The 17,743-nt window shown below is 64.7% G+C and carries 18 protein-coding genes; 12 read left to right on the plus strand and 6 right to left on the minus strand.

The window, feature by feature from the left end; genetic code table 11:
* Positions 1–45: 45 nt before the first annotated feature.
* Both A7Q26_RS03885 and A7Q26_RS03890 read right to left on the minus strand, forming a co-directional pair.
* A complete protein-coding gene (locus tag A7Q26_RS03885; protein WP_066856819.1) occupies positions 46–1,266 on the minus strand; it encodes an acyl-CoA dehydrogenase family protein in 1,221 nt (406 codons plus the stop codon).
* A 24-nt stretch (positions 1,267–1,290) separates the two neighbouring features.
* A complete protein-coding gene (locus A7Q26_RS03890) occupies positions 1,291–2,082 on the minus strand; it encodes an SDR family oxidoreductase (protein ID WP_066856822.1) in 792 nt (263 codons plus the stop codon).
* A gap of 72 nt (positions 2,083–2,154) precedes the next feature.
* On the opposite strand from A7Q26_RS03890, the gene A7Q26_RS03895 reads away from it, so the two are divergent.
* The 6 genes from A7Q26_RS03895 (at position 2,155) to A7Q26_RS03920 (ending at position 9,312) form a co-directional block, all read left to right on the plus strand.
* Positions 2,155–2,790 (plus strand): TetR/AcrR family transcriptional regulator, encoded by a 636-nt coding sequence (locus A7Q26_RS03895; RefSeq protein WP_066856825.1) that lies wholly within the window; start codon positions 2,155–2,157, stop codon positions 2,788–2,790.
* A complete protein-coding gene (locus A7Q26_RS03900; RefSeq protein WP_232313676.1) occupies positions 2,787–3,962 on the plus strand; it encodes an epoxide hydrolase family protein in 1,176 nt (391 codons plus the stop codon). Before A7Q26_RS03895 ends, A7Q26_RS03900 begins: the two co-directional genes overlap by 4 nt.
* A gap of 168 nt (positions 3,963–4,130) precedes the next feature.
* Entirely contained in the window at positions 4,131–5,411 is a 1,281-nt protein-coding gene (locus A7Q26_RS03905; protein ID WP_228221237.1) for an MFS transporter, read from the plus strand.
* 85 nt (positions 5,412–5,496) lie between these two features.
* Entirely contained in the window at positions 5,497–7,041 is a 1,545-nt protein-coding gene (locus A7Q26_RS03910) for an acyl-CoA synthetase (protein ID WP_066856828.1), read from the plus strand.
* Between the two features lie 16 nt (positions 7,042–7,057).
* Positions 7,058–7,876, plus strand: coding sequence for an enoyl-CoA hydratase-related protein (locus A7Q26_RS03915; RefSeq protein WP_198162831.1), 819 nt, complete (start codon positions 7,058–7,060; stop codon positions 7,874–7,876).
* Between the two features lie 221 nt (positions 7,877–8,097).
* Entirely contained in the window at positions 8,098–9,312 is a 1,215-nt protein-coding gene (locus A7Q26_RS03920; protein WP_066856834.1) for an amidohydrolase family protein, read from the plus strand.
* An 18-nt stretch (positions 9,313–9,330) separates the two neighbouring features.
* Here A7Q26_RS03920 and A7Q26_RS03925 read toward each other — a convergent pair whose 3' ends face one another.
* Genes A7Q26_RS03925 through A7Q26_RS03935 form a run of 3 tightly spaced genes read right to left on the minus strand, consistent with a single transcriptional unit; the run spans position 9,331 to position 11,718 of the window.
* Complete coding sequence (locus A7Q26_RS03925) at positions 9,331–10,476, minus strand: CaiB/BaiF CoA transferase family protein (protein WP_066856837.1); 1,146 nt, start codon at positions 10,474–10,476, stop codon at positions 9,331–9,333.
* On the minus strand, positions 10,473–10,916 hold the full coding sequence (locus A7Q26_RS03930) for an acyl-CoA thioesterase (RefSeq protein WP_066856840.1): 444 nt from the start codon (positions 10,914–10,916) through the stop codon (positions 10,473–10,475). Before A7Q26_RS03930 ends, A7Q26_RS03925 begins: the two co-directional genes overlap by 4 nt.
* A 25-nt stretch (positions 10,917–10,941) precedes the next feature.
* Positions 10,942–11,718, minus strand: coding sequence for an SDR family NAD(P)-dependent oxidoreductase (locus tag A7Q26_RS03935; RefSeq protein WP_066856843.1), 777 nt, complete (start codon positions 11,716–11,718; stop codon positions 10,942–10,944).
* 231 nt (positions 11,719–11,949) lie between these two features.
* Between A7Q26_RS03935 and A7Q26_RS03940 the strand changes: the two genes are divergently transcribed.
* The 6 genes from A7Q26_RS03940 to A7Q26_RS03965 all read left to right on the plus strand — a co-directional run bounded on the left by A7Q26_RS03940 (position 11,950) and on the right by A7Q26_RS03965 (position 16,917).
* Positions 11,950–12,726, plus strand: coding sequence for a thioesterase family protein (locus tag A7Q26_RS03940; protein WP_198162832.1), 777 nt, complete (start codon positions 11,950–11,952; stop codon positions 12,724–12,726).
* A gap of 103 nt (positions 12,727–12,829) precedes the next feature.
* Positions 12,830–13,612 (plus strand): enoyl-CoA hydratase/isomerase family protein, encoded by a 783-nt coding sequence (locus A7Q26_RS03945; RefSeq protein ID WP_066856849.1) that lies wholly within the window; start codon positions 12,830–12,832, stop codon positions 13,610–13,612.
* 32 nt (positions 13,613–13,644) lie between these two features.
* Positions 13,645–14,700, plus strand: a complete 1,056-nt coding sequence (locus A7Q26_RS03950) for an NAD(P)-dependent alcohol dehydrogenase (RefSeq protein WP_066857058.1) — start codon at positions 13,645–13,647, stop codon at positions 14,698–14,700.
* 65 nt (positions 14,701–14,765) lie between these two features.
* The gene (locus tag A7Q26_RS03955; RefSeq protein WP_066856853.1) at positions 14,766–15,491 is read left to right on the plus strand and encodes a TetR/AcrR family transcriptional regulator; all 726 of its coding nucleotides are present in this window, start codon (positions 14,766–14,768) and stop codon (positions 15,489–15,491) included.
* Entirely contained in the window at positions 15,488–16,117 is a 630-nt protein-coding gene (locus tag A7Q26_RS03960; protein ID WP_066856856.1) for a glutathione S-transferase family protein, read from the plus strand. The genes A7Q26_RS03955 and A7Q26_RS03960 overlap by 4 nt, the downstream gene beginning before the upstream one ends.
* The gene (locus A7Q26_RS03965) at positions 16,093–16,917 is read left to right on the plus strand and encodes an enoyl-CoA hydratase-related protein (RefSeq protein ID WP_332308757.1); all 825 of its coding nucleotides are present in this window, start codon (positions 16,093–16,095) and stop codon (positions 16,915–16,917) included. The genes A7Q26_RS03960 and A7Q26_RS03965 overlap by 25 nt, the downstream gene beginning before the upstream one ends.
* Before the next feature lie 6 nt (positions 16,918–16,923).
* Here the strand turns inward: A7Q26_RS03965 and A7Q26_RS03970 are convergent, their stop codons facing one another.
* Entirely contained in the window at positions 16,924–17,736 is an 813-nt protein-coding gene (locus tag A7Q26_RS03970; protein ID WP_066856859.1) for an acyl-CoA thioesterase, read from the minus strand.
* Positions 17,737–17,743 lie beyond the last annotated feature (7 nt).

The raw sequence follows: 17,743 nt of genomic DNA on the forward strand, positions 1-17,743 counted from the left end.
AGCTATCTAGTGCACTAGGTAATATATGTCCAGACGTTGCCTTCGCTATCCCGTGATCCCGCGCCCGAAGATGCGACGGGCGATGATCCAGCGCTGGATTTCGTTGGCGCCTTCGTAGATTTCGCCGATCTTGGCATCGCGATAGATCGCCTCCAGCGGCAAGCCATGCCCTTCGCCCTGAACGTGGCGGGCAAAGCCATAGGCGCCGCAGGCCTGGATAGCATCGCGGGCGACATCGACGGCCAGGCCCGAACCTGCGATCTTCGCCATCGCGGCCTCGATATCGGCCATGCCCTCCCGATCGAAGCGGTATGCCGCCTTCTGGTAGAGCGAACGCGCATTTTCGATGCCGATGGCATGGTTGGCGAAGGTGAACTGCCAATGCTGGAAGCGCGCCAATTCCTGTCCGAACACCTTGCGCTTTTCCATATAGGCGCAGGCCTGATCGAAGGCCGCCTGCGCCATGCCGACCCCGATCGCGCCAATGCCCATGCGGCCGAGTGTCAGCGCGGACAGCGCGCCCTTCAGCCCTGCGCCGGGCGCGCCGATGACATTTTCGTCCGGCGTGAAGGCGTCGTCGAAAACGACATCGGCCGTCAGTTGCGCATGGTTGCCCATCTTGAGATCCGGGTCGCCCACGGTGATGCCGGGCTGGTGCATGTCGACCAGCAAAAAGGTCTGGGCATTGTCGTCCGACCGGCACAGCACGAGGATGAAGTCGGCCGCGACCGAATTGGTGATCCAGCGCTTGCGTCCGTCGATGCGCCAGCCCCCTTCCACCTTGGTCGCGATGGTCCGCATCATCGCTGGAGACAGATCGGTCGATGCGTCGGGTTCGGAAGTGGCGAAGGCGCCGACCAGTTCGCCGCGGGCGAGGCGCGGCAGATAGCGGCTGCGCAACGGCTCGGGCGCTCGCTCCAGCGTCTTGCCGCACAAGATCGCCTGCCCGTCATACAGGGCAGAAGCGGTGCCAGGCGCATAATAGCCCAGTTCCTCCGCCACGGTCATCGTCGCGAGGGTCGGAAACTCCAGCCCGCGCCCGCCGACATCGGCGGAAAAGGGAATGGTGTAGAGGCCTGCCGCGCCAATTGCCTCGAACGCGGCTCGAGGAAAGCCGTCGCGCCGCTCCGCCGTCGTATTGAGCGCATAGGCCATGGGCCGGAGCACGTCGTCAGCGAAGGCGCGTGCTTCCTTGCGGATTCGCACCGTCTCGTCCGGCATCCAGATGTCGGAATAAAGGCTATCCGCGCGTCGCGTGATCTGCATTTTACGCTCCTTCCTGCGCCGGCGTCACGCCATGCCGCGCTCGAGGCTCTGACGGCTGGCGTCGCCCAGTTGCGATCCACCGTCGCAGTCCAGGATGGTGCCTGTGATGTAGCCGGCAGACGGGCTGCTGAGGAATATGGCCGCCTCGGCGATTTCGTCGATCTCACCCCAACGGCGCATCGGAATGCGCTCATAATAGGCGGCCCGGCTCGCGGCGTCCGGCGCGAGGCGGGCCATGCCTTCGGTATTTTCGATCGGGCCGGGCGAAATGCCGTTGACGCGCACGTCCGGCCCCCACTCCATCGCCAGCACGCGGACGAGCTGGTTGATGCCCGCCTTGGCCGCGCAGGCGTGGGCCTGAAGCGGCGCGGCATTGACAGCTTGGCCCGCCGTGATCGCGATCAGCGACGCCCCCGGCTTGTTGAGCAGGTCGTGAGAGCCACGAAACACGTTGAACGTGCCGTTGAGGTCGATATCGACGACCGTCCTGAACGCATTGGCCGACATGCCGAGCGCGGGCGCCAGAAAATTGCCGGCAGCGCCGGACACAACCACGTCGAACGCGCCATGGGCTGCTGCCACCTGCTCCATCGCGGCGCGGATCGCCGCATAGTCCCGCACGTCGGCCGACAGGCCGATCGCGCCGTTACCGATGCTGGCGGCGGCATTTGCGGCCTTTTCGGGATTGCGGCCGACGACGCCGACTTTGGCACCCAGTGCGGCGAATCGCTGCGCGATACCCAGATTGATACCGCTGGTGCCTCCCGCGACGAACACGCTCCTGCCCGCGAACAGGCCATCCTTGAATGCGCTCATGCCTTTTCCTCTCCTGGATACTAAACACTGTTTATCGTTGCATAACGAACGCTGTTCAGTATGACAAGCGGGATGGCACTACTTCTTACCGACGATCAGGTCATGGAATGCCGCGCCCGCATCCGGGCGGTGGCGGAGGAACAGTTCGCGACGCGCGGGCTGGCGGCGACGTCGCTGCGATCGATCGCGGCGGAACTGGGCTGGACCGCCGCGTCGCTCTACCGCTATTTCCGCAACAAGAGCGAACTGCTGGCGCTGACGCGGGCGGCCGCGCATGACCGCTTTTCGGACCGGGTCGAGGCTGCCTATGCCAGCACGACGGATCTTTGGGACCGGTCCCGTGCGGTCGGGCAGGCCTATGTCGATTTCGCGTTCGACGAACCCCATGCCTATCAGCTGATGTTTGCCTTTTCCCAGCCCGAGGCCGAGAAAACCGAAGAATTGCGCGCCGCCGAGTGCCGTTCACGCCGGACGCTGACTGCCTATATCGAGGATATGATCGCTGCGGGCCTTTTGCAGGGCGATCCGTCCGTCCTGGGCCATGTCTACTGGGCGGGCATCCACGGGTTGGTCGTGTTGCAGATGGCGGGCAAGCTGGATCCCGACATGCCTTTCGAGCTGATCCGGCATGAGATCATGCGCCTCGTTACCCGAGGCGCCCAGCCACCGGCCGGGGAAGCCAGACCAGCCAAGGGAAGCAAAGAATGACCGCGATCGCGCCCTTCACCCTGCCAATGCCCGGCGGCGAAGAAATCGTCCCGCTCGACCTGTCCGTTCCGCAGCCGCATCTGGACGATCTGCATGAGCGGCTGAACCGCACCCGCTGGCCCGAGCAGGAGACCGTGACCGATGCCAGCCAGGGGGTTCCGCTGCTCACTATGCAGGACATGTGCGCCCATTGGCGCGATCACTATGACTGGCGGCGCTGCGAGGCGATGCTGAACGGTTTTGGCCAGTATCGCACCGCGATCGACGGCCTGGGCATTCATTTCCTCCACCGGCGCTCGCCCGAACCCCGAGCGCTTCCGCTGATCCTGACCCATGGGTGGCCGGGATCGGTGATCGAGTTCAACAAGGTTATCGGGCCGCTCACCGACCCCGCGCGTCATGGCGGCGATCCGGCTGACGCCTTTCATGTCGTGGCCCCCTCCCTGCCCGGCTATGGCTTTTCCGATCGGCCCTCTGGCTCGGGCTGGCCGGTCGAGCGGATCGCAGCCGCCTGGATCACGCTGATGCGCCGCCTGGGCTATGACCGCTTCGTGGCTCAAGGCGGAGACTGGGGGTCTGCCGTGACCAATGCGATCGCAACCTCCGGCGCGCCGGAGGTGACGGCGATCCATCTCAACATGGTCATCGCCCAGCCGGAGGCTGAAGACATGGCCGACCTGACCGACGCGGAAAAGACGGCGCTGGCCGATCTGAAGCGCTACGCCAGGGACGGCAATGGCTATGCCAGACAACAGGGCACGAGGCCGCAGACGCTAGGCTATGGCCTGGTCGATTCACCCGCGGGGCAAGCGGCGTGGATTTACGAGAAGTTCATGGCCTGGACCGACAGCGGCGGCGATCCGACGCGGGTGCTGACGCTGGACGAGATGCTCGACAATATCATGCTCTACTGGCTGCCGGGAACTGCCGCGTCGGCGGGGCGGCTTTACTGGGAGAGCTTTCGCAAATTCGCCGCCAATCCGGTGGCGATCCCTGTGGCCTGCACCATATTTCCCAAGGAGATTTTCCGCGCATCGCGCCGCTGGGCGGCACGAAAATATCCCAATCTCGTCCATTGGGGGGAGCCGGCGCGCGGCGGCCATTTCGCAGCGTTCGAGCAACCCGAAATCTTCGTCGACGAAATTCGCGCCAGCTTTCGAACGGTTCGATGAGACCCGTTTGCAAGCAACCGTATCGCTCAGCGCTGGCCTGCGGAATGGACCCGATGGACCATTTCAGTCCATTCAAACCCTCGTTCGCTTGCAACCTCTTCCCGTGTGACGGTAAGGCGGCGGCACGGGCGAGACACAGATTCGCGCGTCGGAGAGAGGAACCCCAGCGTGGCATTCATCCGGAAAGACGCGCAACATGACCAGATATTGCTGTTCTGCGTCATGTTGTGCGTGGCGATCGGCAATACCGGGCTGCAATCCGTACTCCCCGCGATCGGTCGGACGATCGGGCTGCCGGACGCACTGATCGCGATCGCCTTTTCGCTGTCGGCCCTGCTCTGGGCCGTCGTCGCGCCCTTCTGGGCCAGGCGGCTTGACGACCGTCGCGCCAAGCCAATGATCCTGGTCGGCATGGCGGGTTTCACCCTGTCGATGACGATCTGCGCCCTGGCGCTGACAGCAGGTGTCAGGGGCTGGATCACCGCCGGCGTGGCCTTCATCCTGTTCGTGATAGGACGAGGCTTTTATGGCGGGTTTGGCGCGGCCGCGCCTCCGGCCGCGCAGGCGATGGTCGTCGCCCGGACATCGCGCGCGAACCGGACGGCTGCGCTGAGCCTGCTGGCTTCGGCTTTCGGCCTTGGCACGATCATCGGCCCGGCGCTGGCGCCCTTTTTCGTGCTGCCTTTCGTCGGTCTGGCCGGACCGCTCTATGCCTTCGCGCTGCTCGGCATCGCGATGCTGGTCGTGGTGCAACTGCGGCTACCGCAGGGCATGGGAACCGGACCGGGCGCTGCGGCGAGCGATCCCGTGATCGGCTACGAACCCAGCGATGCGCCGGTGATCGCGACCGGCGATCCAACCGGCACGGCGCGCGTCGCCATGTTCGACCCGCGCATCCGGCCGTGGATCATCGCAGGGCTGGTGTCGGGACATGCCCAGGCCATCGCCGGGCAGACGATGGCCTTCCTGGTGATCGACCGTCTGGCCGATTCGCCACGCGAGGCGCAACCGCTGATCGGCATGGTTCTGATGGCAGGCGCGGGCGCGGCGCTGCTGGCACAATGGGGTATCATACCCCGACTGCGGATGCAGCCGCCGCCGATGGCGATATGGGGATCGGTCATGGCGGCCGCCGGTGCTGCGGGCTGCGCAGTGGCGCATGACCTGCACGCGCTGGCCATCGCCTTCGCCATCGCCTCGCTGGGCTTCGGCTTCCTGCGGCCAGGCTTCACCGCCGGCGCATCGCTGGCGGTCAGGGAACAGGAGCAGGGCCTGGTCGCGGGCCATGTGACGGCGGTGAATGGCCTGTGCTTCGTACTGGGACCGTCGATCGGTATCGGCCTGTACCAGATCGGCCAGCCGCTTCCCTATCTGCTGTGCGCCGGCGTCATGGCGGGACTGGCAGGCTATTGCCATATCGTGTTGGGCCGCCTGGCGCGCGAAGGATGATGCCGACGGGCTTCTCTTCCGGAGCGGTCGTGCCTAAGATGAGGCAATCATCGCGCCCGGACAGAGGCGCGGGACGGAGACGCGGATGTACCTGACCCAAAGCCTGCACCGGATGGTGCAACGCGCGCCTGACGCCCCTGCGGCGGGCGACCGGAATGGTCTTTTGAGCTGGACGGCGCTGCGCGATCGCGTCGCGCGTTTTGCCGGGGCGCTGCGGGCGAGCGGATTGCAGCCGGGCGACCGGGTGGCGATGATGGCGCCCAACGGCACCGACTTCCTGGTCTATCTGTTGGGCACATGGTGGGCCGGCGGCGTCATCAATCCGGTCAACCTGCGCTGGACGCCGCAGGAGATCGGCTACTCGCTCGACAATTGCCAGACGCGATTCCTGATCGTCGATCCGCTATTCGAACCGTTGGTGCTGGCCATTCGCGCCCATTCCGGCTGTGTCGCAACCGTGGTGACGACCGGGCCGGGTGATGACGAAGGGATGAGCCTGGAGACCTGGCTGGCGGCGGCCGATCCGGTCGACGACGCGCTACGCGGAGGCCAGGATCTGGCGGCGATCCTCTACACGGGCGGCACCACGGGCTTTCCCAAGGGTGTGATGCTGAGCCACGATAATCTGGTGGCATCGGCGCTGGGATCGATGGCCAGTGGCGAGGGTCATGCCAGCGCGCGTTATCTGCACAGCGCCCCGCTTTTCCATATCGGCGCTCTGTCCGGCCTGCTGATCGCGCTGCATTCGGGCAGCACCAACCTGTTCCTGCCAGCGTTCGATCCGCTGGCGATGCTCGAGGCGATCGCGCGCTGGGATGTGACCGAGTTCTTCCTGGTTCCCACCATGCTGCGCATGATGGTTCAGCATCCCCGCTTTGCGGAGTTCGACGTCGGCGGCGTGCAGCGCATCCGCTATGGTGCGTCCTCGATCGACGAAGCGCTGCTGGACCGGGCGATGGCGGCTTTCCCCAACGCGCAATTCTGCCAGGCCTATGGGATGACGGAATTATCGCCGGTCGCAACGGTGCTGGGGCATGAGGATCATGGCGCAGAAGCCCGCGCGAAAGGCCGGTTGCGGTCGGCCGGCCGGGCTAGCGCGACCTGCGAGGTGCGGATCGTCGATGGCGAGGATCGGGAAGTGTCGCGCGGTGAGGTCGGCGAGATCGTGGCGCGTGGGCCGATCGTCATGCTGGGCTATTGGAACATGCCCGAAGCCACGGCGGAGGCGACGCGCGGGGGGTGGATGCATACCGGTGACCTGGGCCGGATGGACGCCGATGGCTATGTGACCGTGATCGACCGGCTGAAGGACATGATCATCACCGGCGGCGAGAATGTCTATTCGGCGGAGGTCGAGAACGCGCTTTCGAGCCACCCCGATGTTGCCAACGTCGCGGTGATCGCTGCCCCCGATGAGACATGGGGCGAGCGGGTCCATGCGGTAATCGTACCGCGCCCGGGCACCAGCCCCACGCCCGAATCACTCACCGCCCATTGCCGCGGCCTGATCGCCGGGTTCAAGTTACCCCGCAGTTTCGATTTTATCGATGCCCTGCCCCTGTCGGCCGCCGGCAAGGTCCAGAAGAATGTGCTGCGGGAACGCGCGCAGGCGTTGGCGGCCGAAGTTTGATTGGATGAAAGAAACCATGCAGGCTCTGGTGACATTCGCGGTGACGGACGGCGTCGGCCTGCTGACGCTCAACCGGCCCGAACGGCTGAATGCGCTCGATGACGCCATGCATCGTGCGCTCGATGCGGCCTGGGTCGATGCCTATCATAGCGATGCGCGGGTGATCGTGGTGACGGGTGCGGGCCGCGCCTTTACCGCCGGCGCCGATATGGAGCGGCTGGACCGACTGGCCGCAGGCGGCGATTTCGACATTCCCCGGCCCGGCGCGCTCACAGCCGCCTTTGACGGAATCGATGCGCCAGCGGCGCTTATGACGAGCTATACCTTCCCGCTGGCCAGCCCCAAGCCGGTCATCGCGGCGATCAACGGACCGTGCGTGGGGGTGGGCGTGCTGATCGCGGCGGCCTGCGACATTCGCTTCGCCAGCCCCACCGCGATGTTCTCCGCAGCCTTCCCGCAACGGGCTGTCGTGGCTGAATTCGGACTGGACTGGCTGCTGCCGCGGATCGTCGGCCGGGGCATCGCGGCGGACATCCTGCTGTCGGGGCGGCGGGTAGAAGCCGAGGAAGCGGCGCGGATCGGATTTGTCTCGCGCGTGATCGAAGCGGATTTCCTGGATAGCGTGCTGGCCTATGCGCGCGAGATGGCGGCGACTGCGTCGCCGCGATCGACGCGCCTGATAAAGCAGCAATTATGGGACAGCGCGACCAGCGATTATGTTTCGGCCTCGCAGCGCGGATGGGACCTGCTCAAGGAAAGTTTCGGCACGCAGGATTTTGCCGAGGGCATCGCCAGCTTCCGTGAGCAGCGCCCGCCCCGTTTCATTGGGGCCTAGAGTGGTTCGCGTTCCGATTGCATCGGATGAACCGCTCTAGATTATTGGTTTCAGGCGATTTCTGAGTCATCAGATGATTCCATCTGATTGGAAATCGCTCTAGCCGGACCCCGCCCGGAATTTGACCCCGGTCAAAGCAAAACAGGCACCTCTATCGTACAGCTCTTTCTGGCCCACCGTGGAACTCTGCGTGAGGCTGATGTCCAGAGAGAGGAAAATCGATGCAGCCCTTCGTCTTCAGTTGCGACGCGCATATCGCCGAGCCCGCCGACCTGTTCACCAGCCGGATGCCCGATCATCTGCGGCAGTTCGCTATTTCTTCCCAGGCCGATGGCGATGTCCGCATCACCCGCATCGGCGAAAAGGTCATCCTCAAGATCAACACCAATTTCCATGCCCATAAGACCGGTGCCGACGACAAGGCGTTCCAGCAGCAGAGCAGCGGCGATACGCCTTCGCCCGACCGAGCGTGCGTCGATGCGCGTGAGCATTTCGTGAGCGACTGCGCCGTCGACACGCGGCGGCGCGGCGCACGCGACCTCGCTTTGCGACTGGCCGACATGGACCGCGACGGTGTGGATGCCGAACTTGTCTTCCCGTCCCTGGGCCTGATGCTGCCGCGCATCGACGACCGCGAAGGCCAGCAAGTCGCCTGCCGCATCTATAATGACTGGGCATGGGACTATACCGCCCCGGTCCGCGACCGATTGATTCCCGCCGCCATGATCCCCTGTTTCGACTTCGACGACGCTCTGACGGAATGCTTGCGGACCGCAGAACTTGGCTATGCCGCCTTCTGCCTGTGGGAAGGGTTGAACAATTATAACGACGCGCGCTGGGATCCGATCTTTGCGCTTGCCGCCGAGCGCCATATCCCGATCGTATTTCATACCGGCGTGGGCGACATCAATATTCGCGCGCTCCGGGGACCGGGGGCCGCAATGTTCAACTACACCCGCCAGATGAACGATGCAGTCGACATCATCACCCAGCTCGTCGGCGGCGGCGTCCTGGATCGCAATCCGGGAGCCCATATTCTGTTTGCCGAACATAGCGCCGGTTGGCTGATGGGCCTGGCAGAGCGGATGGACGAGGTCTATCACGGCCATGCGCCGGCAATTACGCCCAAGCTGTCACGGCTGCCCAGCCAGATCGTGCGGGATCAGGTCCACTGCGCGCTTCAGAACGACGTAGGCGCGCTGAGGACACGCGATGGGGTAGGTATCGGTGCGCTATTGTTCGCCACCGACTATCCTCATTCCGAGGGCACTTTCCCCTATTCGCGCAATGTGGTCGCACGGATGATCGCGGAAAATCCAGCCTGTTCTCAGGAAGATTTCGTCGCGGTGCTGGGCGGCAATGCCGCCAGCCTGTTCGTGCGCGCCAACCTGAAGCACAAGGTCGAAGCGCGCGCCCGGCAGACAGAGGCCGCTTGAAACCGCACGGTCCAGTTGTCAGACAATGATGCCCGATTCCAGCAACGCATCGACCCGGGCTTCGTCATAGCCGATTGACGCCAATATGGTCCTTGCGTCCGCACCGGCAGGCCGGGGCGGACGCGGCGGGTCGGCCGGAGCGCCGGAGAAGCGGGGCGCGGGCGCGGGCTGGGGCTGGCCGCCCACATCGATGAAAGTGCCGCGCGCCTGGATATGCGGATGATCGAGCGCCTCATCGGGCGACAAGACAGGGGCAAAGCAGATGTCGGTGCCTTCCATGACCTCGCACCATTGCGCACGGGTTCGGGTGGCGATGATCGCAGCGACCCGGCTCTTGAGCGCAGGCCAGGCGGCACGGTCCATCTGCGCGTCGAAATCCCGATCGTCAGCGACGCCCAGCATCTGGCGCAGCAGGGCATAGAATTGCGGCTCGATCGATCCGAACGCGACGAACCTGCCATCGGCGCAGGCATAGGTGTCATAGAAATGCGCGCCGGAATCGAGCCAGTTGGCGCCGGTGCGCTCATCCCACATGCCCGCGCCCTTGAGCTGCCATACCATAGAGGCAAGCAAGGCGGACCCATCGACCATGGCGGCATCAACCACCTGTCCTGCCGCGCCATTTTTCACCGCAAGCAGTGCGGCGACCATGCCGAAGGCGAGCAACATGCCGCCGCCACCGAAATCGCCGACATAATTGACCGGCGGGGTCGGCTTGCCTCCCTGGCGCCCGATCGTATGAAGGACGCCGTTGATGGCGATATAGTTGATGTCGTGGCCTGCCGCATGGGCCAGCGGGCCATCCTGCCCCCAGCCGGTGATGCGACCATAGACCAGCGCGGGATTGTCCGCGATCAGCACGTCCGGGCCAAGGCCGAGCCTTTCCATGACGCCGGGTCGGTAGCCTTCGATAATAGCATCGGCCGAACGGCAGAGATCGCGCACCACCGCCATACCGGCGTCGGCCTTCATATCTATGGTGAGCAGGCTGCGCGAGCGGGCGAGTACATCATAGCGGTCAAACCCATCGAACAGCTCCGGCGCTCGGGGTCGGGCGATCCGGATCACCTGCGCCCCATGATCCGCCAGCATCATGCCGCAGAAAGGGCCGGGGCCAAGACCGGCAAATTCGATGATGCGGACGCCGGTGAGCGGGCCGCTCATGCCGCGGCATCGCGGCGCACGCGCATCCGGTCCAGCCCGGCACGGAAGCTGTCGGGCAAGGGCGCGGCCTTGCCATCCACCGTCCCGACAAGCACGGCCCGCGCGAAGGCACAGGCCCGTCCATCTTGCGTGGCGAGACAGGCGAGCGTCCAACTCGACCGGCCCAGGTCCAGAACGCCCACATACATGTCGAGCGGGGCGGGATAATGGGCCTCACCGACATAATCGATATGGTTTGCGGCTATCATCGTGCGCATATGGCCCATCGTTTCCAAATGACCCTGCGCCACGTCGAAACGGGCGCGGGCATCTTCGAACGCAGCGGCCATCGCCACGTTGTTGATGTGGCGATTGGGGTCGATATCCGCAAAGCGCGTCGTGATGACGTGGCGGAACGGATAGCGCGTTAGATCGAGAAGGGCGGGATCGGGACGACCCATGGATGAAAGCTCCTTCAGCCGTAAGTCAGAGCGACTGGCCGTCGTCGATCGTGAAATGCGTACCGGTAACCGCGCGGGAGGCATCGGACGCGAGAAACAGCAAGATCGAATCCAGATCGCCCTCCTCCATCAGGCGGCGGCGATGAAATTTCTGGATCTGGCGCTCCCCTGCATCGGTATCGAACCATTCGCCGTTGATTTCCGTCTTGATATAGCCGGGGCAGATCATATTGACGTTGATGCCCTTGCGAATCCAGTCGCGCGCCATGACCCGGCCCATCTGGAGCACGCCGGCCTTCGACCCGGAATAGACGGCAAGGCCGGCGTCCACCTTGTGCGCGGTGATCGATGAGGTGATGACGATGCGACCATGCTGTTTTTCGGGACTGCCCGCCGCGATGAGCCGACGCGCGCCTTCGCGCGCGGTCAGGAAAGGCCCCCGCAGGTTGACCGCCATGACCCGGTCAAATTCCGCCACCGGTAATTCGGTCGTCATCCCTTCACTGTTCATGCCGGCATTGGCGATGATCGTATCGACCGTTCCGAACGCACCCTCGGCAGCATCATAGGCGGCGATGGTCGATGCCTCGTCAGCGACATCCATGGCGACCGCGATGGCGCGGCCGCCTTTGGCCTCGATCGCCGTCCTGGTCGCCTCCAGCCGTTCGGTACGCCGTGCCGCCAGCACGACCGCAGCCCCCGCGTCGGAAAGGATGTGCGCGAAACGCTCGCCTAATCCCGACGACGCGCCGGTTACCAGCGCGACCCGGCCGGTCAGATCAAATATGGGCGCTGCGGTCATTATCGTCCTTTCCGGGGAAACCTGTCATCTTGTGACACCGCGGTAAACCGGCCCACCATCCGACCACAAGGTAAAACTTGCGCATCAGCGAAACATAGATAACGTAGTAGACCTTATCGAGGGATCGGCTTGCAGGAACGCGGGTGAAAATGGAGGGGATCAAGCGGCTGACGACCTTTATCAATGGGACATCGCGCCGTAACCGCGTTGCCAGATGCGCGCATCCAGCGCATGACTGAACGGCCAGCGCCCTTCTTCTACGCCGCCGACGGCGACGCCTTTACGCCCACGGGGCTGGCGGCCAGTCCGTGGGAACGAGGCAAGCAGAATGGCGTGGCATTGGGCGGGCTGCTGACCCATCTGGTCGAGCAGGTGCCCGCCACAGTCGCGATGACGACGGCGCGGCTGACCATCGATATATTGTCCGCCGCCGATTTCGCGCCAACGATCGGTCGCGCCAGGACCGTCCGCGAAGGTCGACGAATCCAGATGGTGGAGGCCGAACTGTTGACGGGAGATCGCGTCGTGGCGCGCGCGACGGCGCTGCGCGTGCGCAAGGCCGATACGCCCATGATCGCCACTCCCAATCCCTATCCGCCGCCGGAAGATGTCGCGCCCAGCGATTTCATGGGCGACAGAGCTTTCGGCGGATCGATGGAGACGCGGCTGGTGCGGGGCGGATTGCGAACGCGCGGACCAGGCACGCTATGGGTCCGATTCGCCCATGAACATGTAAAAGGCGTGGCGCTTTCGCCTCTGCTGCGCACGGCCATATTGGGGGATTTCGGCGGGGGCCTGGGCAGCGAGGTCGACAGCGAGGTCTGGACCTACGCCAATCTCGACATTGCGGTCCATCTGGTACGCGAGCCGGTGGGCGAATGGCTGTTGATCGACGCGCGTACCGCGAGCGCAGGACAGGGGGTGGGCCGGTCCGACATGGTTCTGGCCGATCGTGACGGGCCGTTCGCGCGGGCGCACCAGACCCTTTTCATCGCGGCGCGCGGATGAGGACGCTTTTTGCACCACCGCGGCACGAAGATATATGTTACCGCTGGACCTATCTAACTATGTCGGGCAAGAGCAGCGCAGCCATCGACAGGAGTGCCATGCCATGACCGATCTCGTCACCGGAACGCTTGAAGGCGGGCTTGCCACCATCACACTCGACCGGCCCGAAGCGGGCAACGCGATGAGCTGGGAGTTGGTCGATACGTTCAGCGCCGTAGTCGAGCGGCTGACGGCGACGCCGGCCGTGCGCGCGTTCCTGATCCGGGGGGAAGGCAAAAATTTCTGCGTCGGCGGCGACATTCGCAGCTTTGCCAGCGAAAGCGACCCTGCCGACTTCATCGGGCGTCTGGCGCGGCGTCTGCACGTCGGCCTCGCCCTGCTTGCCGCACATCCAGCCCCGCTGGTCATCGCAGCCCAGGGGGCGGCCGCGGGTGCGGGCCTGAGCCTTGTTGCCAGCGGGGATATCGTGCTGGTGGGACAATCCGCTTCCTTTGCCATGGCCTATACCGGGATCGGCCTGACCGCCGATGGCGGCGCGACCTGGCTGTTGCCGCGGCTGATCGGACTGCGCGCAACGCAGGAACTGGCCTATCTGGGGCGGCGGCTGACCGCGCAGGAGGCAGTGGATCTGGGCCTGGCAACCCGGATGGTCGCCGACGAAGCGCTGGCGGACGAGGCCACTGTCGTGGCCACCCGGATCGCAGCAGGGCCGACCGGCGCCTTTGGCGGCGTGAAGCAACTATTGGCGCGAAGCTATGACGCGACCCTGCACGATCATCTGGATGCCGAAGCTGCGGCGATCGCCATTGCAATGGCCGGCGCGGATGCTCAGGAGGGCGTCGCCGCCTTCCTGGAGCGGCGCAAGCCGGCGTTCCGCGGCGCGTAGCTGTACCTGTCCACCAAATCGGGAGAATGACCATGACCCATGCGACGGGCTATGCCGCCCTGTCGGCCGAAAGCCCAATGGCGCCATTCACCTTCGAGCGGCGCGCGCTGCGCGCCGACGACGTGCGGCTGGACATCCGCTATTGTGGCGTATGCCATTCCGACTTGCACCAGGCGCGTGACGATTGGCATAACAGCGTCTATCCGTGCGTGCCAGGGCATGAGATCATCGGGACGGTCACCGAGGTCGGCCCGGACGTCACGCGGTTCCAGATTGGCGACTTGGCAGCGATCGGCTGCATGGTCGACAGTTGCATGGCATGTCCAGAATGCGTGCGCGGGCAGGAGCAATATTGCGTCAAGCGTTCCACGCCGACCTATAATGGCAAGGACCGGATGGACGGATCGCCGACCTATGGCGGCTATTCCGACCATATCGTCGCGCGCGAACAGTTCGTGCTGAAACTGCCCGAAGGTCTGGATCCCGAGCGCGCCGCGCCGCTGCTCTGCGCGGGAATCACGACCTGGTCGCCGCTGCGGCACTGGAAAGTCGGTCCGGGAAGCCGGGTGGCGGTCGCAGGACTAGGTGGCCTGGGCCATATGGGCGTCAAACTGGCCGTCGGGCTGGGCGCCGAAGTGACCGTCGTGACGACATCCCCCGCCAAGTCGGCCGATGCTCTGGCGCTGGGCGCGCACAAGGTTCTGATCGCATCGGACAAAGAGGCGATGAAGGCAGCCAGGGGCAGTTTCGACCTGGTGCTCGACACGATCCCAGTGGCGCACGACATCAGCCCCTATCTGATGCTGCTGGCGCCCCGGGGCGTTCATGTGATCGTTGGCGCAATCGACATGTTGCCCTCGCTCCATAGCGGCCTGCTGGTCGGCGGGCAGAAATCGGTGGCGGGGTCGGCGATTGGTGGCCTGCCCGAAACGCAGGAATTACTGGACTTCTGCGCTGCCAAGACCATCCTGCCCGACACCGAAACCATCGCCATCCAGGACATAAACCACGCCTTCGAACGTATGGAGAAGGCCGACGTCAAATATCGCTTTGTCATCGACATGGCATCATTGGGTCGGGGAAGCTGATACAATATCATAAATTTGTAGCGATTGCCGATACGAACCAGGGGATATCCTGCTATGCGAGGATCATGGGGAAGAAACAGATAGACGTCATGTCGCCGCCGTCGGACAATAGTCGCAGCATCGAAACGGGCGCATTCGGCCGACCGGCCATGGGCGCCCAGCCGATCGCGGACCCGGTCCTGAATGCAGCGGCGAGTTGCATTCGGCGCAAAGGCATCGACAATGTGTCATTGGAGGAAGTGGCTGCGGAGGCCGGCGTGTCCCGCACGACCCTGTACCGCCGGTTCGGCAATCGCGAGTCCCTGTTCACAGCGTTGCTGATGGAGGGCGCAAAGCCGTTTCGCGAATGGTCGCACAAAATTCTGATCGGTCCCGGGTCCGTAGCGGACCGACTGGAAACGGTACTGGCGCACGCCATCCTGGAAATGCAGCATGTCGGGTGGCTCGATCGCAGCCTGCATTCGGGCATGTCGCCCGCAAGTGCCCGATTGTTCCGGGCCGCGCAGGCGGACGGATCGACCGGCAGCATCGCTTCGGTGCTGGCGTCGTTGATCGACGAACGGGCGACGGCTGCGGGGGTGACGCTGGACGATCTGACCGGGTGGATCACCGACCAGATGATCGTCCTCGCCAGCGGCGAGATGTGGGACGAAGAGAGATTACGGAGCCGGTTGCGCTACTTCGTGATGCCTGTGCTGACCGCTGCCTGCGAACCCCCGGTTGCCGCCATGCATGAGCGGCTCGATGCCATTGAACGCAAAATCGACATTTTGATGGAGAAGGGTGCATGATTAAGGTCCACCACCTCGACTATTCGCGCTCGACCCGCATCCTCTGGTTGCTGGAGGAATTGGGCGAACCTTATGAACTGACGACCTACCACCGCGATCCCAGCACGTTTCGAGCGCCAGCCGAACTCAAACAGGCACACCCGCTGGGTAAGTCACCCGTCATCGAGCATGACGGCGCAGTGATCGCGGAATCGGGGGCTATCCTGGAATATCTTGCCGCAAAACTGGGCGACGGACGGTTGGGCAGGTCGCCCGCCGACGCTGACTGGGCGGAATATCTGGAATGGCTGCACGCGGGCGAAGGCACCGCCATGATGGGCGTTGTCATGCTGATGCTGGTGCGCGGCTCCGACAAGACGTCACGCGCGAGCGCCTATGGGCTGGAAGTCGTCGACGGGGCGATGGCGGAGATCGAGGCCAAGCTCGACGGGCGAGATTATCTGCTGGCGTCCGGCTTCAGCGCCGCCGACATTCAATTCGGCTATGTCGTGGCGGTAGCTGACCAGTTCGGCGCTGTGGGCGACCGGCCACGGCTGCGCGCCTGGCTGGCGCGAGTGACTGCCCGCCCGGCCTATATTGCCGCCGTCGAAAAGGGCGGTCCATGGCTGCTGCCTATTTCGCGTTGATCGGGACCCGCATGGCTTACGAACATATCGACTTCGCCATCACCGACGGCATCGCCACGCTGGCAATCAACCGGCCGGAAAAGCTCAATGCGCTGTCGCAACAATCGCTCGACGAGATGATGCACGCTCTAGATCGCGTCGCGGATGAAGGCGCGCGCGTTCTGCTGATGAGCGGGAACGGCCGGGCTTTCTGTTCGGGCGCGGATCTGTCTGCCGGCGGGCGCGGCGGCGCGGATGCCGCGCGCGACATGGGCGCCGGACTGGAAAGCGGGTTCAATCCCGTGCTCGAGCGGCTCGTGCGCCTGCCCTGTCCGCTGGTGACCGCAGTGAACGGCGCGGCGGCGGGCGGAGGATGCGGCTATGCGCTGGCTGGCGACATCGTCATCGCCGGGCGATCGGCCTATTTCCTGCAGCCCTTCGCCAATATCGGGCTGGTGCCCGACGTCGGGGCGACATGGTTGCTGCCACGCCTGGCCGGCAAGGCAAGGGCGACCGCGATGATGATGCTGGGCGAGCGTATTCCAGCCGACCTCGCACTGGAATGGGGGTTGATCTATCAGGTGGTCGAGGATGCGGCGCTGATGGAAACGGCCCGATTGATCGCCGCGCGGCTGGCGACCGGCCCCACCGTCGCCTATGGCCTGATGCGCAGGGGGATCGCAATGGCTATGAACCAGTCACTGACGGATACGCTGCGGATGGAACGCATTCACCAGCGCGAGGCGGGGCGGACCGCCGATCATGCCGAGGGCGTCGCTGCGTTCCTGGAAAAACGCAAGCCGGTGTTCCGCGGCACCTGACAGTCGTCAGGCGCCGCGCATCCGGATCATGGCTTCCTGTGCGACCGATGCGACCAGCAGGCCGTCGCCGTCGTAAATCGTGCCCCGGCTGAGGCCACGCTCGCCCGCGCTGATGGGCGTATCCAGCTCACACAGATGCCAGCGCGTGAAGTCGAACGGGCGATGGAACCAGAGGCTATGGTCGAGGCTGGTGAATTGAAAGCCGGGCGTGCGCCAGGTCACAGGATGCGGCTGGACGATGGTGGGCAGTTGGGGGAAGTCCGACGCATAGGCGAGCGCCGCCTGGTGCATCGCGATATCATTCCCCAGCGGCAAGGCACTGCGGAACCACATGGCGTGGCGGGGCGGGCGAATTCCGTCTTCCATGCCGGGGCGCGGCACCCGGATGTTGCGCAGTTGCAGGCCGACGGCCTCGCCCCGCAGGTCGTCGTCATACAGGGCGTCCGCATCGGGCAGGTCAGCGGCGCGCGTGAATTGATGGTCGAATGCGCCATCGGCCGGCGCCTGAAAGGACGCCGCCAGGTTCAATATCTGCCGTCCGTCCTGAAGCGCGACAACCCGCCGCGTCGCGAACATGCCACCGTCGCGCGCACGATCAACCTCGAACAGGATCGGCTTCGTGACATCGCCGGGATGGATGAAATAGGCGTGCAGCGAATGGCACGCTCGCCCTGCGACCGTTGCGGCGGCAGCCATGAGGGCCTGGGCCACCACACTGCCGCCGAAGATGCGTGACGCGTCAGGCTCAGGCGGCCACCCGCGGAAGCTGTCGTGCCCACAGGGTTCGAGCGTCAATATTTCAACAAGCGAACGGCTCATGCAGCGC

The organism is Sphingobium sp. TCM1, from assembly GCF_001650725.1.
Classification (GTDB): Bacteria; Pseudomonadota; Alphaproteobacteria; order Sphingomonadales; family Sphingomonadaceae; genus Sphingobium.

Bases quoted from the DNA above. Each gene is read 5' to 3' on its own strand.
- A7Q26_RS03895 (WP_066856825.1), top strand. From the start codon at position 2,155: ATGGCACTACTTCTTACCGACGATCAGGTCATGGAATGCCGCGCCCGC.
- A7Q26_RS03950 (WP_066857058.1), top strand. From the start codon at position 13,645: ATGACCCATGCGACGGGCTATGCCGCCCTGTCGGCCGAAAGCCCAATG.
- A7Q26_RS03930 (WP_066856840.1), bottom strand. From the start codon at position 10,916: ATGGGTCGTCCCGATCCCGCCCTTCTCGATCTAACGCGCTATCCGTTC.
- A7Q26_RS03945 (WP_066856849.1), top strand. From the start codon at position 12,830: ATGACCGATCTCGTCACCGGAACGCTTGAAGGCGGGCTTGCCACCATC.
- A7Q26_RS03935 (WP_066856843.1), bottom strand. From the start codon at position 11,718: ATGACCGCAGCGCCCATATTTGATCTGACCGGCCGGGTCGCGCTGGTA.
- A7Q26_RS03890 (WP_066856822.1), bottom strand. From the start codon at position 2,082: ATGAGCGCATTCAAGGATGGCCTGTTCGCGGGCAGGAGCGTGTTCGTC.
- A7Q26_RS03885 (WP_066856819.1), bottom strand. From the start codon at position 1,266: ATGCAGATCACGCGACGCGCGGATAGCCTTTATTCCGACATCTGGATG.
- A7Q26_RS03970 (WP_066856859.1), bottom strand. From the start codon at position 17,736: ATGAGCCGTTCGCTTGTTGAAATATTGACGCTCGAACCCTGTGGGCAC.
- A7Q26_RS03955 (WP_066856853.1), top strand. From the start codon at position 14,766: ATGGGGAAGAAACAGATAGACGTCATGTCGCCGCCGTCGGACAATAGT.
- A7Q26_RS03965 (WP_332308757.1), top strand. From the start codon at position 16,093: ATGGCTGCTGCCTATTTCGCGTTGATCGGGACCCGCATGGCTTACGAA.
- A7Q26_RS03920 (WP_066856834.1), top strand. From the start codon at position 8,098: ATGCAGCCCTTCGTCTTCAGTTGCGACGCGCATATCGCCGAGCCCGCC.
- A7Q26_RS03900 (WP_232313676.1), top strand. From the start codon at position 2,787: ATGACCGCGATCGCGCCCTTCACCCTGCCAATGCCCGGCGGCGAAGAA.
- A7Q26_RS03910 (WP_066856828.1), top strand. From the start codon at position 5,497: ATGTACCTGACCCAAAGCCTGCACCGGATGGTGCAACGCGCGCCTGAC.
- A7Q26_RS03960 (WP_066856856.1), top strand. From the start codon at position 15,488: ATGATTAAGGTCCACCACCTCGACTATTCGCGCTCGACCCGCATCCTC.
- A7Q26_RS03940 (WP_198162832.1), top strand. From the start codon at position 11,950: ATGACTGAACGGCCAGCGCCCTTCTTCTACGCCGCCGACGGCGACGCC.
- A7Q26_RS03915 (WP_198162831.1), top strand. From the start codon at position 7,058: ATGCAGGCTCTGGTGACATTCGCGGTGACGGACGGCGTCGGCCTGCTG.
- A7Q26_RS03925 (WP_066856837.1), bottom strand. From the start codon at position 10,476: ATGAGCGGCCCGCTCACCGGCGTCCGCATCATCGAATTTGCCGGTCTT.